This window comes from Corynebacterium sp. H130 (assembly GCF_037572395.1).
GTDB lineage: Bacteria > Actinomycetota > Actinomycetes > Mycobacteriales > Mycobacteriaceae > Corynebacterium.
The window spans coordinates 124,277-149,220 of sequence record NZ_JBBHLA010000003.1 but is presented as its reverse complement, the minus strand read 5'-3'; the positions used below and the strand labels follow the sequence as shown (position 1 = coordinate 149,220).

Genomic DNA, 24,944 nt, shown 5'->3' with positions numbered 1-24,944 from the left:
CCGATTTCTGCCTGATTTCTGGCTTACTCTAACCGCTAAGTGGTCAAAGCGAGCCAGAAATCCTCGTCGTTTTACACGTCGAGGAAGCGAACGTCCTTCGCGTTTCGGGTGATGAAGGAACGACGAGCTGCGACGTCGTCACCCATGAGAATGGAGAACAGTTCGTCGGCACGCTGCGCGTCCTCGAGGTCGACGCGGCGCAGAATGCGGACGGTTGGGTCCATGGTGGTTTCCCACAGCTCGTTGGCGTTCATCTCGCCCAGACCCTTGTAGCGCTGGATGCCGTCGTCGGTGTTGATCTTGCGGCCCTTTTCCAACCCCTCAGCCAGCAGCTCATCGCGCTCGGCGTCGGAGTACGCGAAGCCCGGCTCGCCCTTGGCCCACTTGAGCTTGTACAGCGGTGGCTGCGCCAGGTACACGTGGCCCTGGTTGATCAGCTCTGGCATGAAGCGGAACAGCAGGGTGAGCAGCAGCGTTGCGATGTGCTGGCCGTCGACGTCGGCGTCGGCCATGAGCACGATCTTGTGGTAGCGCAGCTTGGCGATATCGAACTCGTCGTTGATGCCGGTGCCCAGCGCCGTGATGATGGCCTGAACTTCGTTGTTCTTCAGCACCTTGTCCAGACGCGCCTTTTCGACGTTCAGGATCTTGCCACGCAGCGGCAGGATGGCCTGGTACATGGAGTCACGGCCGGACTTTGCGGAGCCACCTGCGGAGTCGCCCTCCACGATGTAAAGTTCGGACTTCTCTGGGTCCTTGGAACGGCAGTCAGCGAGCTTGCCTGGGAGGCCACCGAGGTCGGTGGCGGACTTGCGACGGATCAGGTCGCGGGCCTTGCGGGCAGCCTGACGTGCCTGGGACGAGGACACAGCCTTGGAGATAATGACCTTGGCCTCGGCAGGGTTGGCATCGAACCAGTCAGCGAGGTGCTCGTTCGTGGACTTCTGCACGAAGGAACGAACCTCAGTGTTGCCCAGCTTGGTCTTGGTCTGGCCTTCGAACTGTGGGTCGGCAACGCGGACGGACACCACTGCGGCGAGGCCTTCGCGGCAGTCCTCACCGGTGAGGTTTGGTTCCTTGTCCTTGAGCAGCTTGTGCTCGCGGGCGTACTTGTTCATCAGGGAGGTCAGCGCCGCGCGGAAACCTTCCTCGTGCGTGCCACCCTCGTGGGTGTTAATCGTGTTGGCGAAGGTGTGTACGGACTCCGAGTAGCCGGAGTTCCACTGCATAGCCACCTCAACCTCGTGGCCCTCGCCCTTACCTTCGTAAGTGATGATCGTTGGGTGAACGGCCGTCTTCGTCTTGTTGATGGACGTGACGTAGTCCTTCAGACCATCCGGGTAGTGGAAGACCTGCTTCTTTTCCTTCTTCTTAGCAGGCGCATTATCGACGGCATCGAGCGAGACAGCCTCGTCGCCGGATTCTGCGAGAGCTTCCAGCTCGAGCTCTTCCTCGGTGACGCGCTTGTCAATGAGGGTGATGGTCAGGCCCTTGTTCAGGAAGGCCATCTCCTGCAGACGCTTAGCGATGATGTCCCACTTGAAAGTGGTGGTTTCAAAGATTTCGGCATCTGGCCAGAAACGGATGGTGGTACCGGTGCCACGGCAGTTGCCACCCTCCTCCAGAGGTTCTGGAACAGCATTGGTGAAGCGCTGGTACCAGTGCTTCCCGTCGCGCTTGATGTCGGCTTCAACGCGCGTCGACAAGGCATTCACCACGGAAATACCGACGCCGTGCAGACCACCGGAGACCGCGTAGGACTCGGAGTCGAACTTGCCGCCGGCGTGCAGCTGGGTCATAACAACCTGGACGGTAGGAGCACCGGATGGGTGCATGTCCACCGGGATGCCACGACCATCGTCGATGACCTCGACGCCGCCATCCTCGAGCAAAGTAACGGTTACCGCAGACGCGAAGCCTGCCATCGCCTCGTCCACGGAGTTGTCAACGACCTCCCACACCAGGTGGTGCAGGCCGCGTTCGCCGGTGGAGCCGATGTACATGCCAGGGCGCTTGCGGACAGCCTCAAGACCCTCCAGGATGGTGATCGATGAAGCGTCGTATTCATGTTGCGCAGCCACGGGTCGCTAGCACTCCTTGCTCTAATTGCCGATAGACCCCTCCATATTACACTGTGGGCTCCCCTACGTGGCTTAGGCAGCAAGCTGGGAGAAGGGAAATTAGAGCGGTTTCTCACAAAGGTGTCGCTGGAAAATAAGAAAAGACGCCCTGCCGTTTGTGACAAGGCGCTGATCAAAACTTAGTGGGACTTGTTCTAGTTTTTCGGACGACGCAGGTAGGTTCCAATCCCATAGACAATCTGCGAGCCAATCAGAATGACCACCGCTAACTGCCATCCTGAGAACATAGCGTTACTCCTGGTGTCTCAAGGTGCGTATTTCGTCCCGGAGCTTCCGATTCTCTCTTCCCAACCAAAAACAACCGATAATGAAAATAACATCAGTGATCAACATCCCGATAAAGAAACCTGACAAGGCTCTTACCCGCTTTCTAGATACAGATGTTCTTTGGCCAATCAGTATGATCTGCCCAGTACAATAAACCATCACCGCCTAGAACCCCGGCCGCTCCGATAGCTTCTATGACAACTCCGGCCGGTAATCCCAAGATAGAGCCATTAACTACTGCTCCGGTGAGCGCTCCCACCACACCACCAGCCTTCAAATGCCAAGCATAAGCAACCACAGCCCACTTGGGAATCGAGGCGCAACCAAATCCCTGCGCGGTCACATCCGTGCCCCCCGGCATCTGATTGGTCGTGATGGCCCCAGTGGTACGAAGCTCCTCATAGGCCCTCATTGCTGCAGCATATTCTTCTGGAGTAGCAGTCTGCCGATACTGTTCTTGAGCCTCGCGAACAGCAGCTTCATTCGACTGGACTTGCACCTCGGCGACGGGTTGCGACTCCGCCAATGCGTTAGGCGCGGCGATTCCTGAAAGCGCTGTCATGCAGGCAATGACTAGGGCCGCTTTTTTTCCGAACATGTCTTCCTCTATGAAAATGTGGGGGTCGGACACCCTCATCATCGGTCAAAAGACAACAATTTTCATTAGGAAATGCAAATAGTTACCAATTCTTAATGAAAGCTATCCGTAGGTATCCCTTGGTCCTCGACCTTTCACATGTAGTGGCCCCTTGCGCCAGCTCGGTACGTTTGGCCCGAAGATCTTCAGCTCAGCTACCACATTTGGGCCGACCTGCTTCGCAATCTCCTGCAGAATTTGTCGCTGCATGAGTCGTAGATTCGTTGCCCAGGCGGTGGAATCACACTGAATGAATAGCGCTTTGTCTTTGAGCATTTGCGGGCGAGTGTGCTGAGCGATTTTGTCTCCGACCAGCAGATGCCAGTGGGAAAACACCCAACCACCAGCGATGTCCTTTTGCCATCCCCGGCGGCCAATTTCCCGCTTCAACACATCTCCGAGGGCGCTGACATTGTTAGGCCTTGGCAATCTGCGTCCATCAAGGCCAGTCGGAATACCACGCTGTTTAGGCAGCTTGGGTCCCGGCTCCTGGCGACGCCTCTCCCCTTGCCTACTGAGGTCCGGCACCTTGCCAGTCTTGAGTTTTGCCTGCTTACGGACGTTGGCAAACATCTCCTGGATGAGGTCATCAGACTCACTCATGATCCATCCTTGAGATTCGGCCCAGTTCCGCGTCATCAACCGCAGTGACGTAGTGGGTGTGGGTTTCTTCGAGGTTATGCGGCAGGTCGCCATCGACGGCGGCGGTGATCAGCACCTGCTCCACGTTTGCAGCAACTTCCACGAGGCGAGTGCGACGCTTGGCATCAAGTTCGGCAAAAACATCGTCAAGAATGAGGATCGGATCAGATCCTGTGCCCTTGACCAGGTGAAACTCCGCGATACGCAATGACAGCGCGTACGACCAAGTCTCACCATGGCTGGCAAAACCCTTGGCAGGGTCGGTGCCCAAGATGAGCTCGAGATCATCGCGATGCGGCCCCACCAAACACATGCCACGATCGATTTCTCGTTGTCGTTTCGCCCCGAGCTCGGCCAGCATGGCAGCCTCGATAACCTCGGGCTCCCCAACAGCAGGAACAGTCGAGCGGTATTCAACGTGCGCCGGACGCGATTCTGGTGCGATGGTTGAGTAGGCCTCCGGCACCGCTTCTTGCAATTCGGCGACGAGCTGCAGGCGGTGATAAATCAGCTGAGCTCCCAACGAGGACAGCTGGGAATCCCACACATCGAGTGTGGACAGTGCGGCTGCACCATCGGCGTCATCGTAGCCTTTGCGCAGCGCCCCACCAGCAGTTTTTAGCAGTGCTGCGCGCTGTTTGAGCACGCGATCGTAATCCGCCTTGAGTCCGGCGAGACGTGGCTGGCGAGTAGCCAGGATCGTATCGAGGTACTTGCGACGCTCCGCTGGCTCACCCTTAATGAGCGCCAAATCTTCCGGCGCAAACAACACGGTTTTCACCACACCGAGAACTTCGCGGGGGCTCTTCAGCTTCGTGCGGTTGATCTGGGCCTGATTCGCCCGGTGGGAATTAATCAGGACATGAGCTGTCAGTTCCCGACCGTCGTTGACCGCCGTCGCTGAAATCAGCGCATTGTCCTGGCCGGATCGAACCAACGGCGCATCTTGAGCCACCCGGTGGGAGGACAGGTGCGCGACGTAGCCGATGGCCTCCACGATGTTTGTCTTGCCATGGCCATTTCGGCCGACAAACACCGTAACCCCGGGCTCGAGCTCAAGCTCGAGCGACGGCCAGGAACGAAAATCGCGTAATTTCAGGGAGCGAAGATACATTTAGCCTGGTAGGCGAACTGGCATCAGCAGGTAGGTGAAGTCCGTCTCCGGGGTTGGGAACTCACCATTCGCGTTTGCCTCCGGCAGCTCCTCTGGCTCCGGAATCATGATCGCTGGGCGCGAAGGCTGGGTGAAGCCGAACACCACACGATTCGTGCGAATTACACCAAGGCCGTCCTTCAAGTAGCCAGGGTTGAATGCGATATGCAGTGGCTCGCCTGCGAAAGCACAAGGAAGAACCTCCTCAGCGTGGCCGGAATCGGTGCCGCCTGCATCGAGAACGACCTGGCCTTCGCTGAAGTTCATGCGGATCTGCGCGTTACGGTCGGCGACCAGGGAGACGCGGCGGATGGCGTCGAGAAGCGGGGCGATCTCCACGCTCGCGATGGAGGTGTGGGACTTTGGCAGCAGCGGGCGGAAATTCGGGAAGTCCGCGTCGAGCATGCGGGTGGTGGTTTGGCGGGTGTCGGCGTGGACGCCGAAGAGGCCGTCGGAGCCGATCTGCTCGTCGTTGCCGACCGCGATTTCGACTGGATCATTGAGCGAAGTGTCCAGGCTGCGGGCGTTTTCCAGGAGGGTCTTTGCTGGGATCAGCAGCTTGGCTTCGACCTGCGGATTGCGTGGAATCCAATTGAAGCTGCGGACAGCGAGGCGGAAGCGGTCGGTGGCGGCCAGCAGAACCTCTTCGCCGTGAATCTCAAGATGCACGCCGGTGAGCATAGGCAGGGTCTCATCGCGACCAGCGGCGGTTGCTACCTGGGTGACAGCTTCGGTGAAGAGCTTAGGATCGATCGCGCCGGTGACCTCGGGCAATGCTGGAAGCTGCGGGTAGTCATCGAGCGGAATGCTTGGAAGTTCGAAGCGAGACGCACCACAAGAAAGCAGGACTTTGGAGCCGTCGACGGTGACGTCAACCGGCTTGTTTGGCAGCGTTGCGACGATCTCTGCAATGAGCTTGCCAGCGACGGCGATCAAACCTGGCTGGGAAACCTCAGCGGAAATGCGCTGCTTAGTGGACACTTCGTAGTCAAAGCCAGCGAGTTCAAGGCCTTCGTCGTCGGCAGTGATCAGCATGCCGCGAAGCACCGGCTGCGTTGGCTTCGCCGGCAAACTACGTGCTACCCATGCCACCGCATTGGCCAAATCGTCCTTGGCAACGCGGAAGGAAACCGACGTCGAATCCATAGCTCGCTACACTCCTTCGAATTTTTCTAATTACACATAAACGTACCTGGGTGCGTGCTCGCACGGTAGTTAAAGGGTTGTCATTGTCTTCTTCGAAGCCAATGAACCTTGAACTATCCCCACGCCCTCTTTCTTTTGTTTTAGTTCCAAGTAAAAGAGTGGTAACTACAGTAAGTCCTGTGCACACTGTGGATAAGTTGTCATTTCCACAGCTCCAGGGGCTCATTCTAACGTGTGGAGCGTGTGTGGAAACTGTGTGTACAACTCGGGCCGGGTGGGGATGAAAATCGGGGTGCCGAGTTATCCACAATCTATCCACTGATCTGTGCACAACTTTCAAAGTAGTTGTCCACATGGGGTTTTGTGATTGGATTCACCAAGTTACACACATGTAATTACACAGGTGTGGATAACTTCTGTGGACAACTTGGATAGCAAAAAAGCCCCGATAAAAATCGGGGCCGTGCCAGCGCTATTTCGGTTTCTTAATCGCCTGCGTAAGCGCCTGAATCTGATCGTAAGTATCGCGTTTTTCTGTGATTTCCTTGTTGATCTTCTTCACCGCGTACATCACCGTCGTGTGGTCTTTGCCGCCGAAATGCTCACCGATGCGCGGCAGCGAAAGCTCGGTGAGTTCACGGCACAGGTACATCGCAATCTGGCGAGCATGCGCGACCGCACGCGTCTTGCCGACGCCAGTGAGCGCGTCAACAGAAATATCAAAATATGCTGCTGCCTGCTCGATGATGTGATCGGCGCTGATGTCGATATCGTCCGGATCCGGCATGATGTCACGCAGCGCGATCTCCGCCATCTTTAGGTCGATTGGTTCCTTGATCAGCGAAGAATACGCGGTGACGCGGATGAGCGCGCCCTCGAGTTCACGGATCGAGGTTTCGAAGCGTGACGCGATCAGCTCGAGCACATCGTGATCCACAACGGTGCCTTCGGACTGCGCCTTCTTCGACAAAATCGCCATGCGAGTTTCCAGGTCAGGCGGCTGAATATCCGTGATCAGACCAGCCTTGAATCGCGTGCGCAGGCGATCGGTCAGCGTGGTCAGCTCCTTCGGTGGCCGGTCGGAGCTAAGCACAATCTGCTTATCTGCCTGGTGCAGTGCGTTGAAGGTGTGGAAGAACTCCTCCTGAGTGCCTTCCTTGCCCTCGAGGAACTGGATGTCATCGACCATCAGCACATCCAGGTTGCGGTAATTACGCTTGAACTTTTCCTGACGGTCATCGCGGACCGAGTTGATGTAGTCGTTGGTGAACTCCTCAGAGGACACGTACTTCACGCGCAGCCCCGGTTGCAGCACCTTCGCGTAATTACCAATCGCGTGCAGCAAGTGCGTCTTGCCCAGGCCCGAGCCACCCCAAATGAACAGTGGGTTGTAGGCCTGCGCCAGCGACTCGGACACCGCGACCGCCGCCGCCACAGGGAAGCGATTGGAGCTACCGATCACAAAATTTTCAAACGTGTACTTCGGGTTCAGTGACAGTTCGCGCTTGTCCGCCGAAGGCATGTCCCGGCGGAAGCGTTGTGGTTCCGGAGCAGGTGGCGTCTCGACGACCACTTCCTGCCATTCCGATTCCGCAGCCTGCAGCTGGTCCAATTCTTCCCGCGACGGCATCGAAGTCGTCGTGGTCAGCGGAAGTTCCCGCTGGTCAGGGTTTTCCGGTTCGACGGAGACGGCGAGGGAAAAAGGTTGACCCATTTGCTGCTGGAGTACCAGGCGGATGGCGTCGCCGAGATCGTTTTCAATGACGTCGCGAGCCATGTTGTGTGGGGTCGAAATGACGGCGTAACCAGGGACAAAGGTGATTGGCTTGACCAGTTTGAGGAAGCCGCGCTGCTTGGGGGTCAGCGGGGCGACACTGGAGGCGGGATCTTCCGCCAGCCGGGAAAGTTCTGAGACGATCACTTGCCAGGTCGACTGGAGGTCATCAGAAATTTGAGTCACGAAGTGTCCTTTTAGCTACATAATGGCCGTCCCGGGTGCGGGGGTAAGTGCACTCGGGTTGGCCACCAGAGACTCAAGTGGTGAGTCCCTTTTTACGTCTTTCAGTAATTTGTCATTTTTTGTGCCGGTGGATGAACTTTCCACAGCTCTAAAAAGGGCAATGGCCTGTACTTCCACAGATGTATCCACACCTGTGGATAACTTTTTCCACCGAAGTTATACACAGGATACGGGACAGCCTGTGGATAAATTTCTTTGGGTTATGTAATGCTCTGACCTGGACTTTCTTTAAACAAACTTCAAAGTTTGAAGTTTCAGTTGAGAGTTATACACATTTTGACTTGCCCACAGGCTGTGGGTAAATCAGCTACATCAATCTTTACTCGGATTGACAGTGCCCTGTCCACAGGGGAATTCCAGGTTCTCGGCCGGGGCGACCGCCGCATGTGGATAACCGTGCGAAAACGTCGCTAAGCAGGGCGTAAATTACAAAAATGTCATTCAAGGGGTACCCGATCACCCCGGCGTGTCGATTTGGTTTGCGCACCTAAGTTGGCGTAGGCTGGCTCCTGTCTGTCACATCACGTTCGTTTTGGTGTGCTTTTCGCCCGGTCTGCTTCGACGTAGACCTGGCGGCTCGGAGGCTCGTCGGCCTGACTTAATTGCATCCGAGTTTTAACAATCATCCATTAAGTGGGTGACGCGAGGCCGCAACCTACAACCCCATGGTTTTCCTGGGGTTGATGTCGCAGCTTCATATCACCCATATGAAAACTTTAGGAGTGTAACCGTGGCAAAGGGCAAGCGGACGTTCCAGCCGAACAACCGTCGTCGTGCACGTGTTCACGGCTTCCGTACTCGTATGCGCACCCGTGCTGGTCGCGCAATCGTGTCGGCTCGTCGTAGCAAGGGCCGTGCAAAGCTGACCGCGTAATTTTCGCGAAGGTCAGGCGTGCTTCCTGCTCAGTACAAGCTGAACTCTGCGGAGTTTCGGCGCGTCACACGCAAAGGACGCCGCACGGGAACCAAAACGGTTGTCGTGCACCTCGCACACGCGGACAGCAGTGAGCTAGTCCGTTTCGGCGGACCTCACTTCGGTCTCATCGTTTCCAAAGCCGTCGGTAATTCGGTCGTTAGACACCGAACCTACCGGCGGCTTCGGCATGTCTGCAGCGAGTTAGCGGGAACTATCCCGACGGGCTGCGACGTTGTCATTAGGGCGCTTCCGCGCGCCGGCGAGGCAACCAGCAAGGAGCTCATGGACGATGTGCGCTACGCGCTCGGGAAACTCACCGGCAACTAGGCTGCTGCTGCGGCTCGTGTTGCTTTACCAAAATTACCTCTCACCGCTTAAGATGGGTTCGACCTGTCGTTTCGAGCCAACGTGCAGCGCCTACGCGCTGGACGCGCTGCGGGAGCATGGCGCCATCACAGGGGTCGTGCTTACTTTAGTGCGGCTTGCCAAATGTGGGCCCTGGCATCCGGGCGGATTTGATCCCGTCCGCCCACGCAAAAACAAAAGGAGTTAAGACTCACAGTGCTCAATTTTGTCTACTGGCCGATCTCGGTCGTCCTCTGGTTCTGGCACAAGGTGTTCTCCCTCGTGCTCAGCCCAGATTCGGGAATCACCTGGGTTCTTGCCATTATCTTCCTCACCTTCACCATCCGTATCCTCCTGGTCAAGCCGACCATGGATCAGATGCGCTCGGGCCGCAAGATGCAGGAAATGCAGCCCCTGATGCAGGAAATCCGTGAGAAGTACAAGAACGATCAGCAAAAGATGATGGAGGAATCGCGCAAGCTCCAAAAGGAGATGGGCGTGAACCCTCTCGCAGGCTGCCTGCCGATCCTCATCCAGATGCCTGTGTTCATCGGCCTGTTCCACGTGCTGCGCTCCTTCAACCGTACGGGTACCGGCACCGGCCAGCTGGGCCTTTCGATTGAAGAGAACGCGAACACCGCGAACTACTTCTTCAAGCCGGAAGACGTGCAGTCCTTCCTGGGTGCCCGCCTCTTCGGCGTTCCACTGTCCTCTTACATCTCCATGCCTACTGAGATGTACCAGGCGTTCCAGCCAGTGGACTTCACCAAGATGAACATCATCTTCGTCGCAGCTCCACTGATCGTGTTGACCGTGCTGGCCACGCACTTCAACGCCCGCATGTCCCTGGATCGCCAGAAGGCGCGCATCGCCTCCGGCAAGCAGAAGGCCCCACAGAACGAGATGATGGCCTCCCAGATGGACATGATGAACAAGATGATGCTCTGGTTCATGCCAGCCACCATTCTGTTTACCGGTGTGCTCTGGCACATCGGTCTCCTGTGCTACATGGGCGCCAACAACATCTGGACCTTCTTCCAGATGAAGTACATCTTTGACAAGATGGACAAGGAAGAAGAAGCCGAGATTGAGGCCAAGAAGGCCGCTAAGCGCGCTTCCGCTCCGAAGCCGGGTGTTCGCCCGGATAACCCGAAGAAGAAGCGTAAGTAAGTTTCTTGTTCACACCGCCCTCCTTTTTGGAAGGGCGGTTTTTTGTTGGGTAGGCGCGTGTGTGCGTACTGAGGACGTAGTACTACTACGAACTTGGGTCCAAAAGGATCAATTTCTCGGCTGGGAACGTAGTAGTACTACATCCTGAGTACCCATCGGCACCCAAACACCGGCACTCACCGCCTCCGACTAGAGTGAGAGGCAACAGAAAGGTGAGTTTCACGTGAAACCAGAGGATTATTTCGGCGACCGCTTCGAGCTCGCGCAGCAATACCACGAGCTTCTTGCAACGGATGGTTCCACCCGCGGATTCATCGGACCCCGCGAGGTGCCACGGTTGTGGGAGCGCCACATCCTCAACTGCGCAGTGGCAGAAGAAGCGATCCCGGCGGGCGCCAAAGTTGCGGACATCGGGTCTGGCGCTGGTCTCCCAGGCATCCCTCTTGCAATCAAGCGTCCTGACCTCAACATCACACTGATTGAACCGCTGCTGAAGCGTTCGGTATTCCTGCAAGAAGTCGTCGACAAGCTCGGCCTCAGCAACGTCACCGTTATCCGCGGCCGCGCTGAAGAGAAGACGGTGCGGGCCGAAGTAGGGCTTGTCGACGTCGTGACCTCCCGCGCCGTGGCGCCACTGGGAAGACTGTCCGGCTGGTCTCTGCCACTGGTGAGAAAGGGTGGCAAGATGATCGCGCTCAAGGGTTCTTCCGTGGCGGAAGAGCTGGAGCGGGATCAGAAGGAGATCAAAAAGGCCGGTGGCGGCCTCGCCGAGATTCGCTTGGTGGGCGAAGGTGTGGCGGAGGAACCTACAACGCTGATCATTATTCCGCGGATCAAGTAGGATGAGATAGCTTAACTTTTGGAAGGGATAGGTGCATGGACGAGCAGATGTGGGATGACACTCCCATTGCGGCTGCAGCTCGGCGAGCTGCGAAGGTGATGACGCCAAACGCGCTCTCGCTCCCCCGTCCGGAGACGCCACGCAAGATCACGATCGCTAACCAAAAAGGTGGCGTTGGCAAGACGACGTCCTCGGTGAATCTCGCCGCTGGCCTCGCGCTTCACGGCCTGAAAGTCCTGGTCGTGGACCTCGATCCGCAGGGCAACGCCTCCACTGCCCTGGGTGCAGAACACCACTCCGGCGTCCTGTCTTCCTACGAGATGCTCATCGGTGAGTGCAGCGCCCGTGAAGCTATTCAGACGTCGACGTTCAACGACAATCTTTTCTGCATCCCGGCCACCATTGACCTTGCCGGCGCGGAAATCGAGCTGGTCTCCATGGTGCGTCGCGAGTACCGCCTGGCGGATTCGTTGGACCAGCTTTCAGACGAGGGTTTCGACTACATCATCATCGACTGCCCGCCGTCGTTAGGCCTGCTCACCATCAACGCCATGACCGCGGTGACCGAGGTGATCATCCCTATCCAGGCAGAGTACTACGCGCTGGAGGGCGTGGGTCAGCTACTGAAGAACATTTCCATGATCCGTGAGCACCTCAACCCCGAGCTGCACATCAGCGCCATCTTGCTGACCATGTACGACGGCCGTACCAAGCTCGCAGAGCAGGTCGCCTCCGAGGTCCGCGGGCACTTTGGCGACGTGGTCCTGCGCAACATGATTCCTCGTTCCGTGAAGGTGTCCGAGGCCCCTGGTTTCGGCCAGACCGTGCTCCAATACGACCCGGGTTCCCGCGGCGCACTCGCCTACCTTGACGCAGCGAAGGAGCTCGCTGAGCGCGGCGATTATCTACCAACAGCAGAAAGTGGCCCGATCGGGCAGGCACCGGAAGGAAAGGATAAGTAGTGGCTAACGAAACTCGTCGAGGTGGACTCGGTCGCGGCCTGTCCGCACTCATCCCGAGCGCCCCTGAGCAGAAGCCACGCCTGACCAACGGCGCAGCCGACATCATCCTCGGTGGCGGCGAAAAGGCCACCCCGAAGCCGACCGTGCTGCAGAAGGCGGAGAAGGCTGCGCACAACGAATTCGGCGCGACCTACCGCGAGATCCCGATCAACGCGATCCGCCCGAACCCTCGCCAGCCTCGCCAGGTCTTCGACCCTGAGGCCCTCGCAGAGCTCGTGCACTCGATCAAGGAATTCGGCCTCATGCAGCCGATCGTCGTCCGCGAGAAGGACGGCGGCTACGAACTGATCATGGGTGAGCGTCGTTGGCGCGCCTCCGGCAAAGCAGGCCTCAAAACCATCCCTGCCATCGTCCGCGAAACTGACGACGGCGACATGCTTCGCGACGCCCTGCTGGAAAACATCCACCGCGCCCAGCTGAACCCGCTCGAAGAGGCAGCCGCCTACCAGCAGCTCCTCGACGAATTCGGTGTCACCCAGGCAGAACTGGCCGACAAAATTGGCCGCTCCCGCCCAGTGATCACCAACATGATCCGCCTCCTCGCACTCCCTGTTCCAGTCCAGCGCAAGGTGGCAGCCGGAGTCCTTTCCGCAGGCCACGCCCGCGCCCTGCTCGGCCTGAAGGCGGGCGCACAGGCGCAGGAAGAACTCGCGACCCGCATCGTCGCTGAGGGCCTGTCTGTCCGCGCCACCGAAGAAGCCGTCACCCTGTTGAACCGCGGTGATGCACCGGCGCCCGCACCGCGCCAGAAGGCCGTTCAGCCAGCGTTCGCCACCGAGGCCGCCAGCCGCCTCGGCGACCGCTTCGACACCCGCGTGCAGGTCCAGGTCGGTAAGAAGAAGGGCAAGATCGTCCTCGAATTCGCAGGTCCTGAGGACTTCGAGCGGATCATGGGCCTGTTGGAGGGCTAAGTGCACATTGAGCCGGTCACGTTAGAAAACGTGCATCCGGCGTGCCTGCGCACGGCCTTCTGGGAGGCCGGCCCGTCCGCCACTGACATCCGCTTGGCCAAGGAAATGTGGCTGACCTCCACCCTCCTCGAGTACGGCACCTGTGGCTTTTCCATCCAGGACGTCGCCACTATCCTCTTCGCTCCCCCATCGCTTGTGCCAGGCGCTAGTTTAATGAGCGCCGGCCCCGTCTCCCCCGACGCCACCCTCATCACGTCGCTGTTTACCAGCCGCATTTCGGAGGGCGTCAGCGCCGTGCTTATCGACGCCGTTCTGGCGCATCTTTTGGCCACCGATGTTACGGCGGTTGAGGCTTTCGGCTGGCGCTCCGGCACCTTTGGTCCCATCGGGCTCATCCCGGAAAAATACCTGCTCAGCGCGGGTTTTTCCGTAATACGTGAGGATGACGAGGTGCCACTGTACCGGTTAGAGCTGCCTCCTGAAAGTGGGTTGCTTGCCGACGCTTTCGAGCGCATCGAGGTTGGGGCACTGGCGTAGGCTGCGCCGTTGAAACCCGAGTTTAGGAACCCGAGTTTCGAGGCGATTTAGCCCAGTAGCAGATGTGCTGGGCCCGAAACTCGGGTTCCTAAACTCAGGCTTCGGGCGAAAATGCTGCTAGAACAGCGACGAGAAAACCCCTACTGCCCCTCGGCTTCGAGGAGTTCGGCGAACTTGAATGTGCCGGTTGGGTTGTCGTCGTTTTCCAGCAGGTAGAGACGCTTGACTGCGACCACGACGGCCTCAGCGATAGCATCGCGCTTGTTTGGATCCGTCAGGATGGACACGTCGACCGGGTTGGTGAGGTAGCCACACACAAGCTCGACGGTTGGCATCTTGGTCATGCGCAGGATTTCCCAGGTACGGGCGTGGTTGCCACAGTTGACCAATCCGGTGCGGGCGACAACTTCGCGCTGAATGTAGCCGGACAGCATCTCACCGGTCAGTGAGGTTGCTCCGATGTCCGAGCCGAAGTAGAACGTTGCTGCTCCGCCGGCCTTTTCATTCGGGTAGGAGTCGCACTGCAGGGCGATCAGCAGGTCAGCGCCGAAGGCATTAGCGATGTCGGCGCGCTGTTTGATCGACGGGTCGGACAGGCGTGGGCGAGACAGGATTGCCTCCATGCCTGCCGCGATCATGCGACCTTCGATGCGGGTGGCCAAATCCCAGAGGATTTCCTCCTCGGAAATCGGGCCGAACTTGCCCTGGACGATCATGCCCTTGTTGCTGCCGCCCAGGTGAGGGTCGATGACGACGCGCTTGCCGGCCAGCTTTGGCCCAGCCTTGCGCACCTGTTCGCGCTCGCTGATGGCCTGTCGAGATCCGCCCTTAATGCGACGTCCGAGAAGTCCCAGTGCCCGAACCGTGTTGGGACCAGTAATGCCGTCCTCGTTCAGGCCGTAGTTGAGCTGATAGTTCTTCACCGCGCTGTAGGTGGCTTCGCCGTATTGGCCGTCGACACGGTGCGCGTAGAAGCCGAGCTCCTGCAGCTGGGTTTGGAGCTGGACGACGTCGTCGCCCACCATCACGTTGCCCGGCTGGAAGATCAGGACGCGGTTGCCGAGTTTGTAGGAGGCCTCGCGGAGAATGCGCAGCACTTTGTCGCCGATGACGCCGTCGGCAAGGATGCCACGGCTCTGCTGGAATGCGCGGAGGGCACCGGCCAGTTCTTCGTCGAAGTATGCGTCGTTGCCCGAGAACTTATTGGACTGGTCGGGTTGTTCCAGAGTGGCGTCGTTGCCCTGCAACAAGCCAAGTCCCGTGAGGATGGTGCGGACTTCCGCCACCCGTGGACTGCGGTCACCGACCCGCAACAGCTCGGACACGCCACTCCCTTCGATCAAGAATATCGGCCACTTATGTTACCAGCTGCAAACGGGAAATAATGTCTTGCTTGGAGCGCACGCCGACGAACTCATCGACCTTCTTGCCACCCTTGAAAATCATGACCGCTGGGATGGACATGATCTGGTACAGGGCGCCGAGAGTGCGCTCTTCATCGACGTTCACCTTGGCGATGGTGACCGACTCGCCCATCTCCTCAGCGACCTGTTCGAGGACAGGACCGAGCTTCTTACAAGGGCCACACCACTCTGCCCAGAAGTCGACGAGGACTGGCTTGTCAGAGTCGATGACCACAGAACGGAACGTGTCCGCAGTGACGTTAACGATCATGTTGAATTCCTTACAGGCTTGCGAGGTAGTGCTCGGCGTCGATGCCAGCGCGGCAGCCTGCACCAGCGGCGGTGATGGCCTGCTGGTAGTGGCTGTCCACAATGTCACCGGCAGCAAACACACCAGGGATGTTGGTGCGGGTGGACGGCTCCTCCACCAGGATGTAGCCGGAGTCGTCGGTGTTGACGGCTGCTTGCACCATGGCGGAGCGTGGGTCGTGTCCAATGGCCACGAACATCGCTGTCACTGGCAGGACCGAGGTTTCGCCGGTGACGGTGTCGTTAAGTTCCAAGCCTTCCACGCTGTTTTCGCCGAGGACGCGCGACACGACCTTGTTCGTCGCAAACTTGATCTTCTCGTTATTCTTCGCGCGCTCCAGCATGATCGCGGAAGCACGGAACTCCTCGCGACGGTGCACGATGGTGACGGACTTGGCGAACTTGGTGAGGAAGGTAGCCTCCTCCATTGCGGAGTCGCCACCACCGATGACGGCGATGTCGTGATCCTTGAAGAAGAAACCATCGCAGGTAGCGCACGAAGATACGCCACGGCCCAGCAGTTCCTGCTCGCCCGGTACGCCAAGGTATCGAGGGGCGGCACCCATGGCCAGGATGACGGCACGTGCCTGGTATTCGTCGTCGCCCACGTAAATCTTCTTGATGTCGCCTTCCAGCTCGACGCGGTCGACGATCTCCATGAGCATTTCAGTGCCGAAGCGCTCGGCCTGGTTACGCATCTGGTCCATGAGCTCAGGACCCATGATGCCTTCGGCAAAGCCCGGGAAGTTTTCTACTTCGGTGGTGGTCATGAGGGAACCACCGAACTCGATGCCCTCAAACATGATGGGCTTCAGTTCCGCGCGGGCGGCGTAGATGGCCGCGGTGTATCCGGCAGGGCCGGAGCCGATAATTGCTACGTCATGGATCTTCGTCATGACGACTAGTCTACATTCCCACCAATTCAGGATGACGGGAGCGAATGATGTGCTTGGCGCGGGATCGACGCGACTTCACCGTGCCCGCTGAAATGCCCAGATCCGCTGCCGTGTGGTAGATCGTGTAGCCGAGTACATCGACCATGATGAGGATCAGTCGCTGCCGCTCATTCAGCTTCCCTAGGACGCTGACGAGGGTCAACGTCAGATCCATAGCGGACAGTGGGTCGTAGGTCAGGTGTGGGATATCGGCGTCCTCGTCGTCGAAAATGACCGTTTCGTCGATGCGGTAGCGCGAGCGCCTAAAGTCATGGCTGGCGTTGAGAACGAGCCGGTGCAACCAGGTTTTGAGGCTGGCGTCGGCCCTGAAATGGTGGATGTTCAGGGCCGCGCTGAGGTAGGCCTCCTGCAGGATGTCCTGCGCGTCGAAGTCTGTGAAGACGGTCTTGCGGGCGGTCCACCACAGTGAGTGGTGGTAGCGGGAGATGATCTCCGCGAATGCTTTTTCATCGCCACGAATGAACTTATTTACCAATGCGTAATCGCTGCATAGCTGCATGTGATACTCCCCCGAGTGTCGTGCATTCCCCCTTGCGATTCATATTGTGCCCGGCTTCACAGAAATTCGCTCGCCAAATAAAAAACGCTTGTGGATAACGCCTCCAACCAGGCCCCGAAAGCAAGTTAAGCTACAGGTCAGAGGGTTATCCACAAGCGGATTGTTACTGTACGGGCTTGTTCACCACATGCGTGTCGACGCGCACCGGCGAGTCATCACGCTCGCCACCGAGGACGCCCATCAGGTACGCGGTGAGAACGGCGATGATTGCCACGAGGGTGATGGAAATGCCGAACAGCGCGCCGGTGGTGATGCGGGAGTAGCGCTTTGCGCCAAAGCCCGCGCGTGCCGACGGATGTGGCTGCTCTTCCGCCACGGTCTGTAGAGGTGCAACGTGTTCCACACCGCGCAGCGTCGATGCCATCTCGGAGGCAGAGCCTTCCAAGGTTTCATTGGTGAGCAGGTGGAAAGCGGACACCAGGGTTTCCCGGTCCTCGGCAGCGCTGTTGCAGGCCAGGATGACTGGGAAGGCCAGCACTGCTTCGCCGGTGCGGGAAATGCGGATGCGGTCGATGCTGTCGATACCCAGTGGGAGGTTGGCCGCGTGAGCGGCGGCTGTGGCGTCGGCAAGCCCGGCAAAGGCCTGGGCGGCGGCGTCGCGCTGGGCGACCCCGGCGTCGGCAACGGCGCGCAGTGCGGAACCAGGCACCCACTCGGAGATGACGAGGCAGCCGGAGCGGTAGGCCACTACCTTGATGCCCTTCGGCAGTGCGTCCAAGCCGAGGTCGGCGAGCTTACAGGTGCGTCGCGTGACCTCGGAGGCGGCGCCGGCGGCGGCTGCGGTGGATGTGCCGGTGGTGTCGACGAAGGTGAGGGCGACGTCCCGGCCGGTGCTGAGGTCCTTGGCCTGCCAGAACTTGGCGGTGACATGCTCGCCACCGGATTCGCCGTAGGACTTCAGCAGTCGGAAGCGACCGTCGAGGACAGGGGCGCCAGGCAGAAGCCGTGGTGGGTGAACGAGGCCCGCGGACATTGGCGCTGGGATCGGCATGGTTTCGGTCGGGGTGACCGCCATGCTGACCGCGGCGGCCTGCGACGGGGTGCCGCGCCCGAGCTTGCGCTTCACGACGTCCGTGAAACCCTTCACCTCGTCCAGTGGCGACTTCGCCAGGACGGCAATCGTGATGGCGAGGAAGAGAATTCCGAGTAGTGCGGTGCGGATCAGGAAGCCTGCGGATCCGATGCTGACCCAGATCGGCGCGAACAGTGCCTTGAGGGCGATGTCGAGGATCCAGGCACCCGCAGCGCCAGCGACCGAGGCGCCGCCGACCCACAGGGAGGAACGCAGAATCTCGTGGCCGTTGAGGGATCCCAAGTGGCGTCGCAGCAGGAAACCACCGATGACGGCGCCCGCCACGAAGCCGAAGCCATTCGCGGCGCCAAGCAGTACGACCACGCGCTCCGGAGAGGTCGCGATGATGGGTGCCAGGTAGGAAAGAATCACCTTGGTGGCGGTGATGCCGGCGATGATAAACGTGGGAGTCCACGCTTCTTCACGGGCATAGAACACGCGAAGGTGCAGCAGCACGAGGGCGTATGGGATGAGTGTGAAGGCGGAGAAGGACAGGGTCCAGCCGAGGATCTTGGCGGCCTCGAAGTCGAAGTTCAGGTAGGCGAACAGGCCGATGGAAATGTAGGTACCGAAGGCCGTGAAGAACACCACCACTGGGATGAGAGCCAGGAAGGTGAGCTTGGTGCCCAGGGTGAGATCGGCGACCACACCAGCGTCGTCGCCCTCGGCAGCCCGGCGCGACAGGCGCGGCATGATAGCGGTGAGCAGGGTGACGCCGATGATGCCATATGGCATTTGGAGCAGCAGCCAGGATTGCTGGTAGATGTTCGGGGCGGCGTCGGAGGCGCCGGAGGCGATGCGTGTGGTGACGATGTATCCGGCTTGGGAGATCGCCACGTAGACGATGATGGCCAGGCCCATGTTGCCGAATTGTTTGAGGCGATCGTCGATGCCCCACAGTGGCTTGAGGTTGACCCCGGCCTTGGCTAGATACGGCAGCAGAATGAGCGCTTGGACCACGACGCCGAGGGTGGTGCCGATGCCAAGCAGCAGGATGTGCGGGTCGGCGAGTGTGACTTGTTTGTCGGGTGTGAGGCTGCCGGGGATGAGCCAGTAGGCGCCGAGGGTGGCCAGCGCAATGAGGTTGTTAACCACCGGCGCCCAGGCCCCTGGTTTGAAGATCCCCTTGGTGTTGAGGATCGCCATGAACAGGGAGAAGATGCCGTAGAAGAAGATCTGTGGCAGCAGCAGGACGGCGAAGGCCGTGGCCTGGCTGAGGTTCACTTGGCCGTCGGAACGCAGCTGGAGCGCGGTGAGGAGCGGGGCTCCCAGGACGGACAGGGTGGTGACCACCACGAGCAGCGCCGCGGCCAGGGTGAACAGGCGCCTGATGAACGCCTCTCCCCTGTCCGGGTCTTCCTTTTCCGCGCGCACGAGCACTGGCACGACCAGCGAAGTGAGCACGGCGCCGAGGACGATCTCGGTGATCAGGTTCGGCAGGGTGTTCGCCGTGTTAAACGCGGAGGAGATCGCAGCGCCGAGCGTCCACACGATCATCGCGTTGCGCAGGAATCCGGTGATGCGCGAAACCAGGGTGGCTACGGCCATGGAACCGGTGGAGCGCACGACGTCCGAGTCGGATTGCTGTGGCTGCTCGGGTCCCTTAGGGCTGTGGGTGAGCAGGGAGCGGTCGTCGTCAGGCAGGGGCGCGTGGCGAGGCTTCGGCACAACTGGGCTTGTCGACGGCGACGGTGGTGTCGGCGCCTTGAAGCGGTCGCGCTGCCCCTGGGTTTGCTTATGTGTGTCCACGAAAGGCCATTCTTGGAGGTTCGGGCAGGAAATGCAAAAGTTTAGCGTCGTTTCACGTGAAACATGACGAAGCCGAGCCCGGCGAGTACGAGGGCCACGAGTCCGCCAGCTCCGAGGAGGCCGGAGCGGGTTTGGACGCTGATGTCCACCGGGTAGCTGATCGGCGCGCCGTTCTGGGAGGCGAGCCACACAGTGAGATCCGTGCGCCCCTTGGTGTCAGGCAGGTCTGCCATCATTTGGGTGGTGATGGAGCCGCGCGCCGGGATCTTGAGGGAGTCGGCGACGCTGATGATTGCATCCTCCGGGCCGGTGTAGCTAATGCGAGCGTCGACGGGCAGCGGGAGGCCATTCTCCGCGATGATGAGCAGCGGCGAGGACTCCGAGGTGCGGGTGTAGACGTTGCCCGGTGGCAGCAGCACGACGGAGGAACGCAGGCGCTGCAACACATCACGGTTGGCGTTGAGGAGGGTGTCGGTGTCCTTGGCGTGAGCGTCGTAGCTACTGATGCTGCGACGACCGGAGGCCGTGAGCCCGCGCAAAAGGTCCCGGCGCAGCGGCTGCGTAAAACCGGTCGGGGTGAGCGCGATGGTTGGCTCTTCGATCATGAGGGAGGTGAGATCGTCGATGCTCTTTGCCTGCTGGACCGCGCGCACGATCTCCGTGTCGGTGACCACGGTCGGATCCTCAAACGCCGTTCCGGTCGTCGTGCCCGGCGCGTCATGGCCGACGGAAAGGTACGCGCCCAACGCCTGAGGCGTGGCGATGCCGGAATTGAGCAGCGTCCGCAGTTGGTGCTGTAGGGCGTGCGCGTCTTCAGCGGACAGGTCAGATGGCGGGACGACGAGCAATGGCTTCGCATCGTCAGTTGCCGCGAGGGTCAGACTCGCACTGGCGGCAGCGCGCCGGGCTGCCGGTGAATCGAGTCGGTAGTCGTAGCGCTGCCATTGGTTCGCATAGCCGGCGGTATCTGGGGTGTCGCCCAGCGTCGCCAGTTGTGCGGCCAGATCGCTGTTGAAGCCCAGGGCGGTGAGGTGCTCCCCCACTGGTACTGCGTGGCCCGGCAACGTCTCATCCGCCACCAGTGCCACGGTGGGCGAGCTCAGGATGGAATCTAGGCCCGTGACGGTGCGCTGTTCCAGGTAGCCATAGTCCGGGACGATGACATCGCCACGCACTGGCACACCGAGTAGAGATGTCAGCAGGCGTGGCCCAGCGAGGGTGGCTTGCTCCAGTAAGGACTCATTGCCGGTGGCTGCAACGGCGCCCAATTCGGCGTTTGCCCATGGCATGGCGACCACACAGCCACCACTGCCCGCGATCTCAGCCAGTTGTTTCATCCAGGCCCGAGCATCGTCGCTGCCGGTGCCCGCTTGCGAATTAATGTGCTGGTCTTTGTTGCCCCAGGAATCACGCAGGCGCGGCTTGTGAGCTACGGGATCGGGCCGCTCGTTGGCTACCTGGTATCCGGAAGCCATCCTGCTGACCGTCAGCGCGAGTTCGGGGTCGACGGCGAGGCAGGTGGACTGGGGTTCGCTGCGTTGGACGTCGAGAAGCGCGGTGAGGCGTCCGCCAGGGGCGATGTCGCCGGCGAGGCGCTCAGACTGCAGCACCAGGGGCGGCTGACCGGGTGCTTCGCCCGTTTCCCCAGGCAGAATGTCAGTCTGTGCGGTGACCGGCAGCAGCATGGTGATCGGGGTTGGGCGTTCGGCGGGCTTCGGAAGGCCGATCTGCAGCAGCGTGCGCTCCGAGGTCAAATACTGTTGGCCACCGCCACCAAGCTCGCCGTTGACGTTCACCAGCAGCGGGTAAATGCCTTCTTTTGTTAGCTGCAACGTGGCATGGTCGAGCGGGATGGTGATGTTGTGGGTCTCCCCCGGCGCGAGATCCACCGGGACCGGGAGGAATGGTGCCGCAATATCGAAGGCGGATTCCTCTGCTGCGAGGGTGCTGCGTCCAGCGCTGACGGAGGTGACGGGGTTGGCGCGCTGCACGCGGACGGAGACGTCGGAAAGCATGGCGCCGGAGTTGTTGTGGATGGTCAGCTGCACTTCCGCGTCGGAGATGCTGTCGATGCTGGCGTCGACCTCGCTGCGGGCGTCAGCGGTGCGGATCGCGGGGTTGACCCACTGGTTAGAAATTGAAGCGTCCGTTGGGGAGGTTGGGAGCGGGACAGCTGTGGCAGAAATCGGCGCTGCCACAAGGGAGACCGCTGCCAAGGCCGCACCAAGCTGACGATGCCTGAAACCCATTAGCGCGGGGTTGCCTTTCCCTCCGCCTGCGCGGCGCGCGCGAAGTCAGGCAACATATCGTGCGCAATGCGGGCCAGCTTGCGTTCATCGGCGTAGGCCAGTCGCTCGATCAGTTCGCTCGCCGGAATCCATGCCACCTCGGTGACCTCTGGGTCTTCGTCGTTGAGGTCGCCATCGACGTAGCGCAGCAGGTGGTGATGCACCGTCTTATGGATGCGCGTGCCGTCGGAAACAAACCAATAATCAATAACGCCCAGTTCAGCGAACACCTCGCCGTGAATACCGGTCTCCTCCCAGACCTCACGCTCAGCCGTCGCAGCGCGATCCTCGCCCGGTTCCACGTGCCCCTTCGGCATGGACCACAGCAGGCGACCACGGCGATCCAGACGCCCGATCAAGGCGACGTAGACCTTGCTCAGATCCACCTCGTTATCCTTCGTCACGGCTTCCGCTAGACCGGACACCACGAGGCCACCAGCAGAAGTTTCGTTGCTGGTCTTCATGTGGGAGCGCTCTGGGGCGCGCCCAGCGCTTTTCGACGCGGGCCGCTTCTCCCCGCCCCGCGGGCGACGGCCCCGGCTCACGTCCTGTTGCGTGGCCTGCGCCTTACCGCTGCGCCTGCGGGAACGGCGACGGCGACGCTTCTGCGGAGCGCCCTCGGTGGATTCGGCAGCAGGACGTGGCGCGGCAGGCCCTTGGGCGCTGCGGCGCCGAGGGCCAGGAGTGTTGGCACGCGGCCGTTGCTGCTCAGTCATCCTTAACATCGTATCCTGCTGGGGAGCCAGATAGGAGGATTGGTAGAATAAGCGGGGTGAATTCCGAACAAACTACCCACCTTGACCGGCTGGGAATGCTTGCCCGTGCCACTGCCACCCTCGAATCACTCTCCGAGACACTGGCACCCCTGGCCGCAGCCTTCGACGCCAAAGGGCACACCCTCTACTTGGTAGGCGGTTCGGTACGCGACGCACTGCTTGGAAAACTGAGCCACGACCTCGATTTCACCACCTCCGCCCGCCCAGAAGTCACCCGCGAGATCCTCGACGAGTACGCGGAGGTTGTCTGGGATACCGGCATCGATTTCGGCACCCTGTCTGCCGAAAAGCACGGCCAGCAGATCGAAATCACTACCTTTAGATCAGACACCTACGACGGCTCCTCCCGCAATCCGGACGTCCAATTCGGCGACACCCTGGAAGGCGACCTGGTGCGCCGCGATTTCACGGTCAACGCCATGGCGGTGGAGATCAGGCCGGATGGCAGCGCCCAGTTCCAGGATCCACTCGGAGGATTGGACGCGCTGGTCGAAGGGGTGCTGGATACCCCGGCGTTGCCGTCGCAAAGCTTCCACGATGACCCGCTGCGCATGCTGCGCGCCGCTCGCTTCGTGTCTCAGCTGGGCCTTGCCGTCGCACCGCGCGTGCGTGAAGCAATGACCGACATGGCGGGCGAAATTAACCGCATCACGGCCGAGCGCATCCAGGTGGAACTGGACAAGCTCATCCTCGGCGCCGCCCCATGGGACGGCTTTGACCTGCTGGTATCCACCGGGATTGCCGATCATGTGCTGCCGGAGCTCTCCGGAATCCAAATGGAATCCGACGAGCACATGCAGCACAAGGACGTCTACGCGCACTCCATGACGGTGCTGCGCCAGGCGATCGCCCAGGAAGAGGAGCCAGACCTGGTTCTTCGCTGGGCTGCGCTGCTTCACGACGTCGGCAAGCCAGCCACCCGCTCGTTCGAAGGTGGCCGCGTGAGCTTCCACCACCACGAGGTGGTTGGCGCGAAACTCGTGCGCAAGCGCTTCCGCGCCCTGAAGTACTCCAAGCAGATGATCTCGGATGTCTCCCAGCTGGTCTTCCTGCACATGCGGTTCTACGGCTACGGCGACGACGCGTGGACCGACTCCGCGGTGCGTCGCTATGTCACCGACGCCGGGGAGCTGCTCCCCCGCCTCCACAAGCTAGTGCGTGCCGACTGCACCACCCGAAACAAGCGCAAGTCCGAGCGTCTGGCACGGGCCTACGACGGGCTGGAAGCACGGATCGCCGAGCTTGCCGAAAAGGAAGACTTGGCGCGAGTACGTCCTGACCTGGATGGCAACGCCATCATGGAACTGCTGGGCCTCAAGCCGGGCCCCGAGGTGGGGCGCGCCTGGGCGTTCCTGAAAGAGCTACGCTTGGAGCGCGGACCGCTGACCCCGGAAGAGGCGGAAGCAGAGCTGCTCGCCTGGTGGAAGGAACAATAAATGGAAGACTTTTTCGCCGACCGGCTCTTTCGCGCCCTCGAACTAGAGGACGTCGCGCCCGGCTCCCTGCTGCTCGCAGCACCCGGCATGGACCTGGCCTTCCGCAGTCGCAGCGTGGTCATGGTGGTGGAACAAACCCCAGAGCGCACTCTGGGCGTTGCGCTCAACATGCGTGGCGACATCGCCGTCGCCAACGTCATGGAGCACCTCGTGCCACTGGTCGCCAAGCCACAGGCGTTCTATGTCGGCGGTGAACACAACCGCGACTCCATCGTTGCCCTCGGCGTTCTCAAAGCCGGAGTCACCCCAGAATCCCTGGCCACCGTGCCGTTCGTGCGCTATCTCAACCACCGCATCGTCGTCCTCGACCTGCGTGCGAGCGTCGAAGAACTCAAAGAGGTAGTCGAATCAATCCGCCTGTTCGCTGGCTTCATCGAATGGCAGGGCGACGAGCTTGCCGACGAGCTTGGCCAAGGTTACTGGTACGCCACCTCAGCGCTTGCCTCCGACATCATCGCGCCGGGATCTGTTGATCTCTGGGCCGAGGTCCTTCGCCGCCAGCCGATGCCACTGCCACTGTTTGCCACGTTCCCCGTGGACCTAGAGGACAACTAGAAATCTTTCCCCTAATTGGACACGCTGTCCTGG

22 protein-coding genes and 1 pseudogene are annotated in these 24,944 nt (G+C 60.2%); 10 read left to right on the top strand and 13 right to left on the bottom strand.

The window, feature by feature from the left end:
• Positions 1-71: 71 nt before the first annotated feature.
• From gyrB to dnaA, 6 genes are all read right to left on the bottom strand, one after another.
• Positions 72-2,081: a DNA topoisomerase (ATP-hydrolyzing) subunit B gene (gene gyrB / locus WG939_RS06930; protein WP_339984060.1), complete on the bottom strand. Its 2,010-nt coding sequence runs from the start codon at positions 2,079-2,081 to the stop codon at positions 72-74.
• Positions 2,082-2,511: 430 nt separating this feature from the next.
• Entirely contained in the window at positions 2,512-3,006 is a 495-nt protein-coding gene (locus tag WG939_RS06925; protein ID WP_339984058.1) for a hypothetical protein, read from the bottom strand.
• Between the two features lie 102 nt (positions 3,007-3,108).
• Positions 3,109-3,648, bottom strand: a complete 540-nt coding sequence (locus WG939_RS06920) for a DciA family protein (protein WP_339984056.1) — start codon at positions 3,646-3,648, stop codon at positions 3,109-3,111.
• On the bottom strand, positions 3,641-4,801 hold the full coding sequence (recF, locus tag WG939_RS06915; RefSeq protein ID WP_339984054.1) for a DNA replication/repair protein RecF: 1,161 nt from the start codon (positions 4,799-4,801) through the stop codon (positions 3,641-3,643). The genes WG939_RS06920 and recF overlap by 8 nt, the downstream gene beginning before the upstream one ends.
• On the bottom strand, positions 4,802-5,986 hold the full coding sequence (gene dnaN, locus WG939_RS06910) for a DNA polymerase III subunit beta (protein WP_339984052.1): 1,185 nt from the start codon (positions 5,984-5,986) through the stop codon (positions 4,802-4,804).
• A 472-nt stretch (positions 5,987-6,458) separates the two neighbouring features.
• The gene (dnaA, locus tag WG939_RS06905; protein WP_339984050.1) at positions 6,459-7,946 is read right to left on the bottom strand and encodes a chromosomal replication initiator protein DnaA; all 1,488 of its coding nucleotides are present in this window, start codon (positions 7,944-7,946) and stop codon (positions 6,459-6,461) included.
• A gap of 790 nt (positions 7,947-8,736) precedes the next feature.
• Between dnaA and rpmH the strand changes: the two genes are divergently transcribed.
• From rpmH to WG939_RS06865, 8 genes are all read left to right on the top strand, one after another.
• Positions 8,737-8,880, top strand: a complete 144-nt coding sequence (gene rpmH / locus WG939_RS06900; protein ID WP_156193598.1) for a 50S ribosomal protein L34 — start codon at positions 8,737-8,739, stop codon at positions 8,878-8,880.
• Positions 8,881-8,898: 18 nt separating this feature from the next.
• Positions 8,899-9,249, top strand: a complete 351-nt coding sequence (rnpA, locus tag WG939_RS06895; protein WP_339984045.1) for a ribonuclease P protein component — start codon at positions 8,899-8,901, stop codon at positions 9,247-9,249.
• A gap of 1 nt (position 9,250) precedes the next feature.
• Positions 9,251-9,475 (top strand): membrane protein insertion efficiency factor YidD, encoded by a 225-nt coding sequence (gene yidD, locus WG939_RS06890; RefSeq protein ID WP_339984553.1) that lies wholly within the window; start codon positions 9,251-9,253, stop codon positions 9,473-9,475.
• 8 nt (positions 9,476-9,483) lie between these two features.
• The gene (gene yidC, locus WG939_RS06885; protein ID WP_339984043.1) at positions 9,484-10,437 is read left to right on the top strand and encodes a membrane protein insertase YidC; all 954 of its coding nucleotides are present in this window, start codon (positions 9,484-9,486) and stop codon (positions 10,435-10,437) included.
• A gap of 223 nt (positions 10,438-10,660) precedes the next feature.
• A complete protein-coding gene (rsmG, locus tag WG939_RS06880; RefSeq protein ID WP_339984041.1) occupies positions 10,661-11,278 on the top strand; it encodes a 16S rRNA (guanine(527)-N(7))-methyltransferase RsmG in 618 nt (205 codons plus the stop codon).
• A gap of 35 nt (positions 11,279-11,313) precedes the next feature.
• Positions 11,314-12,240, top strand: coding sequence for a ParA family protein (locus tag WG939_RS06875; RefSeq protein WP_339984039.1), 927 nt, complete (start codon positions 11,314-11,316; stop codon positions 12,238-12,240).
• Positions 12,240-13,211 (top strand): ParB/RepB/Spo0J family partition protein, encoded by a 972-nt coding sequence (locus WG939_RS06870; RefSeq protein ID WP_339984037.1) that lies wholly within the window; start codon positions 12,240-12,242, stop codon positions 13,209-13,211. Before WG939_RS06875 ends, WG939_RS06870 begins: the two co-directional genes overlap by 1 nt.
• Entirely contained in the window at positions 13,212-13,748 is a 537-nt protein-coding gene (locus WG939_RS06865) for a hypothetical protein (RefSeq protein WP_339984035.1), read from the top strand.
• 140 nt (positions 13,749-13,888) lie between these two features.
• Here WG939_RS06865 and WG939_RS06860 read toward each other — a convergent pair whose 3' ends face one another.
• The 7 genes and pseudogenes from WG939_RS06860 to WG939_RS06830 all read right to left on the bottom strand — a co-directional run.
• A complete protein-coding gene (locus WG939_RS06860; protein WP_339984033.1) occupies positions 13,889-15,073 on the bottom strand; it encodes an N-acetylmuramoyl-L-alanine amidase in 1,185 nt (394 codons plus the stop codon).
• A gap of 31 nt (positions 15,074-15,104) precedes the next feature.
• Positions 15,105-15,422: a thioredoxin gene (gene trxA, locus WG939_RS06855; RefSeq protein ID WP_339984031.1), complete on the bottom strand. Its 318-nt coding sequence runs from the start codon at positions 15,420-15,422 to the stop codon at positions 15,105-15,107.
• 10 nt (positions 15,423-15,432) lie between these two features.
• Positions 15,433-16,356 carry a thioredoxin-disulfide reductase gene (gene trxB, locus WG939_RS06850; RefSeq protein WP_339984029.1) on the bottom strand — a complete coding sequence of 308 codons (924 nt, stop codon included), beginning with the start codon at positions 16,354-16,356 and terminating at the stop codon, positions 15,433-15,435.
• Positions 16,357-16,366: 10 nt separating this feature from the next.
• Complete coding sequence (locus WG939_RS06845) at positions 16,367-16,915, bottom strand: sigma-70 family RNA polymerase sigma factor (RefSeq protein ID WP_339984027.1); 549 nt, start codon at positions 16,913-16,915, stop codon at positions 16,367-16,369.
• 163 nt (positions 16,916-17,078) lie between these two features.
• Complete coding sequence (locus tag WG939_RS06840) at positions 17,079-19,796, bottom strand: murein biosynthesis integral membrane protein MurJ (protein ID WP_339984025.1); 2,718 nt, start codon at positions 19,794-19,796, stop codon at positions 17,079-17,081.
• Positions 19,797-19,837: 41 nt separating this feature from the next.
• On the bottom strand, positions 19,838-22,045 hold the full coding sequence (locus WG939_RS06835; RefSeq protein ID WP_339984023.1) for a hypothetical protein: 2,208 nt from the start codon (positions 22,043-22,045) through the stop codon (positions 19,838-19,840).
• A pseudogene (locus WG939_RS06830) lies at positions 22,045-22,542 on the bottom strand (NUDIX hydrolase); the annotation flags it as partial. The gene WG939_RS06835 and the pseudogene WG939_RS06830, both read right to left, overlap by 1 nt.
• A gap of 353 nt (positions 22,543-22,895) precedes the next feature.
• Between WG939_RS06830 and WG939_RS06825 the strand changes: the two are divergent.
• Positions 22,896-24,296 (top strand): CCA tRNA nucleotidyltransferase, encoded by a 1,401-nt coding sequence (locus tag WG939_RS06825; protein ID WP_339984551.1) that lies wholly within the window; start codon positions 22,896-22,898, stop codon positions 24,294-24,296.
• Positions 24,297-24,911 carry a YqgE/AlgH family protein gene (locus tag WG939_RS06820; RefSeq protein ID WP_339984019.1) on the top strand — a complete coding sequence of 205 codons (615 nt, stop codon included), beginning with the start codon at positions 24,297-24,299 and terminating at the stop codon, positions 24,909-24,911.
• Positions 24,912-24,944: the final 33 nt, after the last annotated feature.

Excerpts from the sequence above, each read along its gene's own strand:
- WG939_RS06835 (WP_339984023.1), bottom strand. The coding sequence starts at position 22,045 with ATGGGTTTCAGGCATCGTCAGCTTGGTGCGGCCTTGGCAGCGGTCTCC.
- dnaN (WP_339984052.1), bottom strand. The coding sequence starts at position 5,986 with ATGGATTCGACGTCGGTTTCCTTCCGCGTTGCCAAGGACGATTTGGCC.
- WG939_RS06845 (WP_339984027.1), bottom strand. The coding sequence starts at position 16,915 with ATGCAGCTATGCAGCGATTACGCATTGGTAAATAAGTTCATTCGTGGC.
- recF (WP_339984054.1), bottom strand. The coding sequence starts at position 4,801 with ATGTATCTTCGCTCCCTGAAATTACGCGATTTTCGTTCCTGGCCGTCG.
- WG939_RS06825 (WP_339984551.1), top strand. The coding sequence starts at position 22,896 with ATGCTTGCCCGTGCCACTGCCACCCTCGAATCACTCTCCGAGACACTG.
- WG939_RS06920 (WP_339984056.1), bottom strand. The coding sequence starts at position 3,648 with ATGAGTGAGTCTGATGACCTCATCCAGGAGATGTTTGCCAACGTCCGT.
- WG939_RS06875 (WP_339984039.1), top strand. The coding sequence starts at position 11,314 with ATGGACGAGCAGATGTGGGATGACACTCCCATTGCGGCTGCAGCTCGG.
- WG939_RS06820 (WP_339984019.1), top strand. The coding sequence starts at position 24,297 with ATGGAAGACTTTTTCGCCGACCGGCTCTTTCGCGCCCTCGAACTAGAG.
- trxB (WP_339984029.1), bottom strand. The coding sequence starts at position 16,356 with ATGACGAAGATCCATGACGTAGCAATTATCGGCTCCGGCCCTGCCGGA.
- trxA (WP_339984031.1), bottom strand. The coding sequence starts at position 15,422 with ATGATCGTTAACGTCACTGCGGACACGTTCCGTTCTGTGGTCATCGAC.
- WG939_RS06925 (WP_339984058.1), bottom strand. The coding sequence starts at position 3,006 with ATGTTCGGAAAAAAAGCGGCCCTAGTCATTGCCTGCATGACAGCGCTT.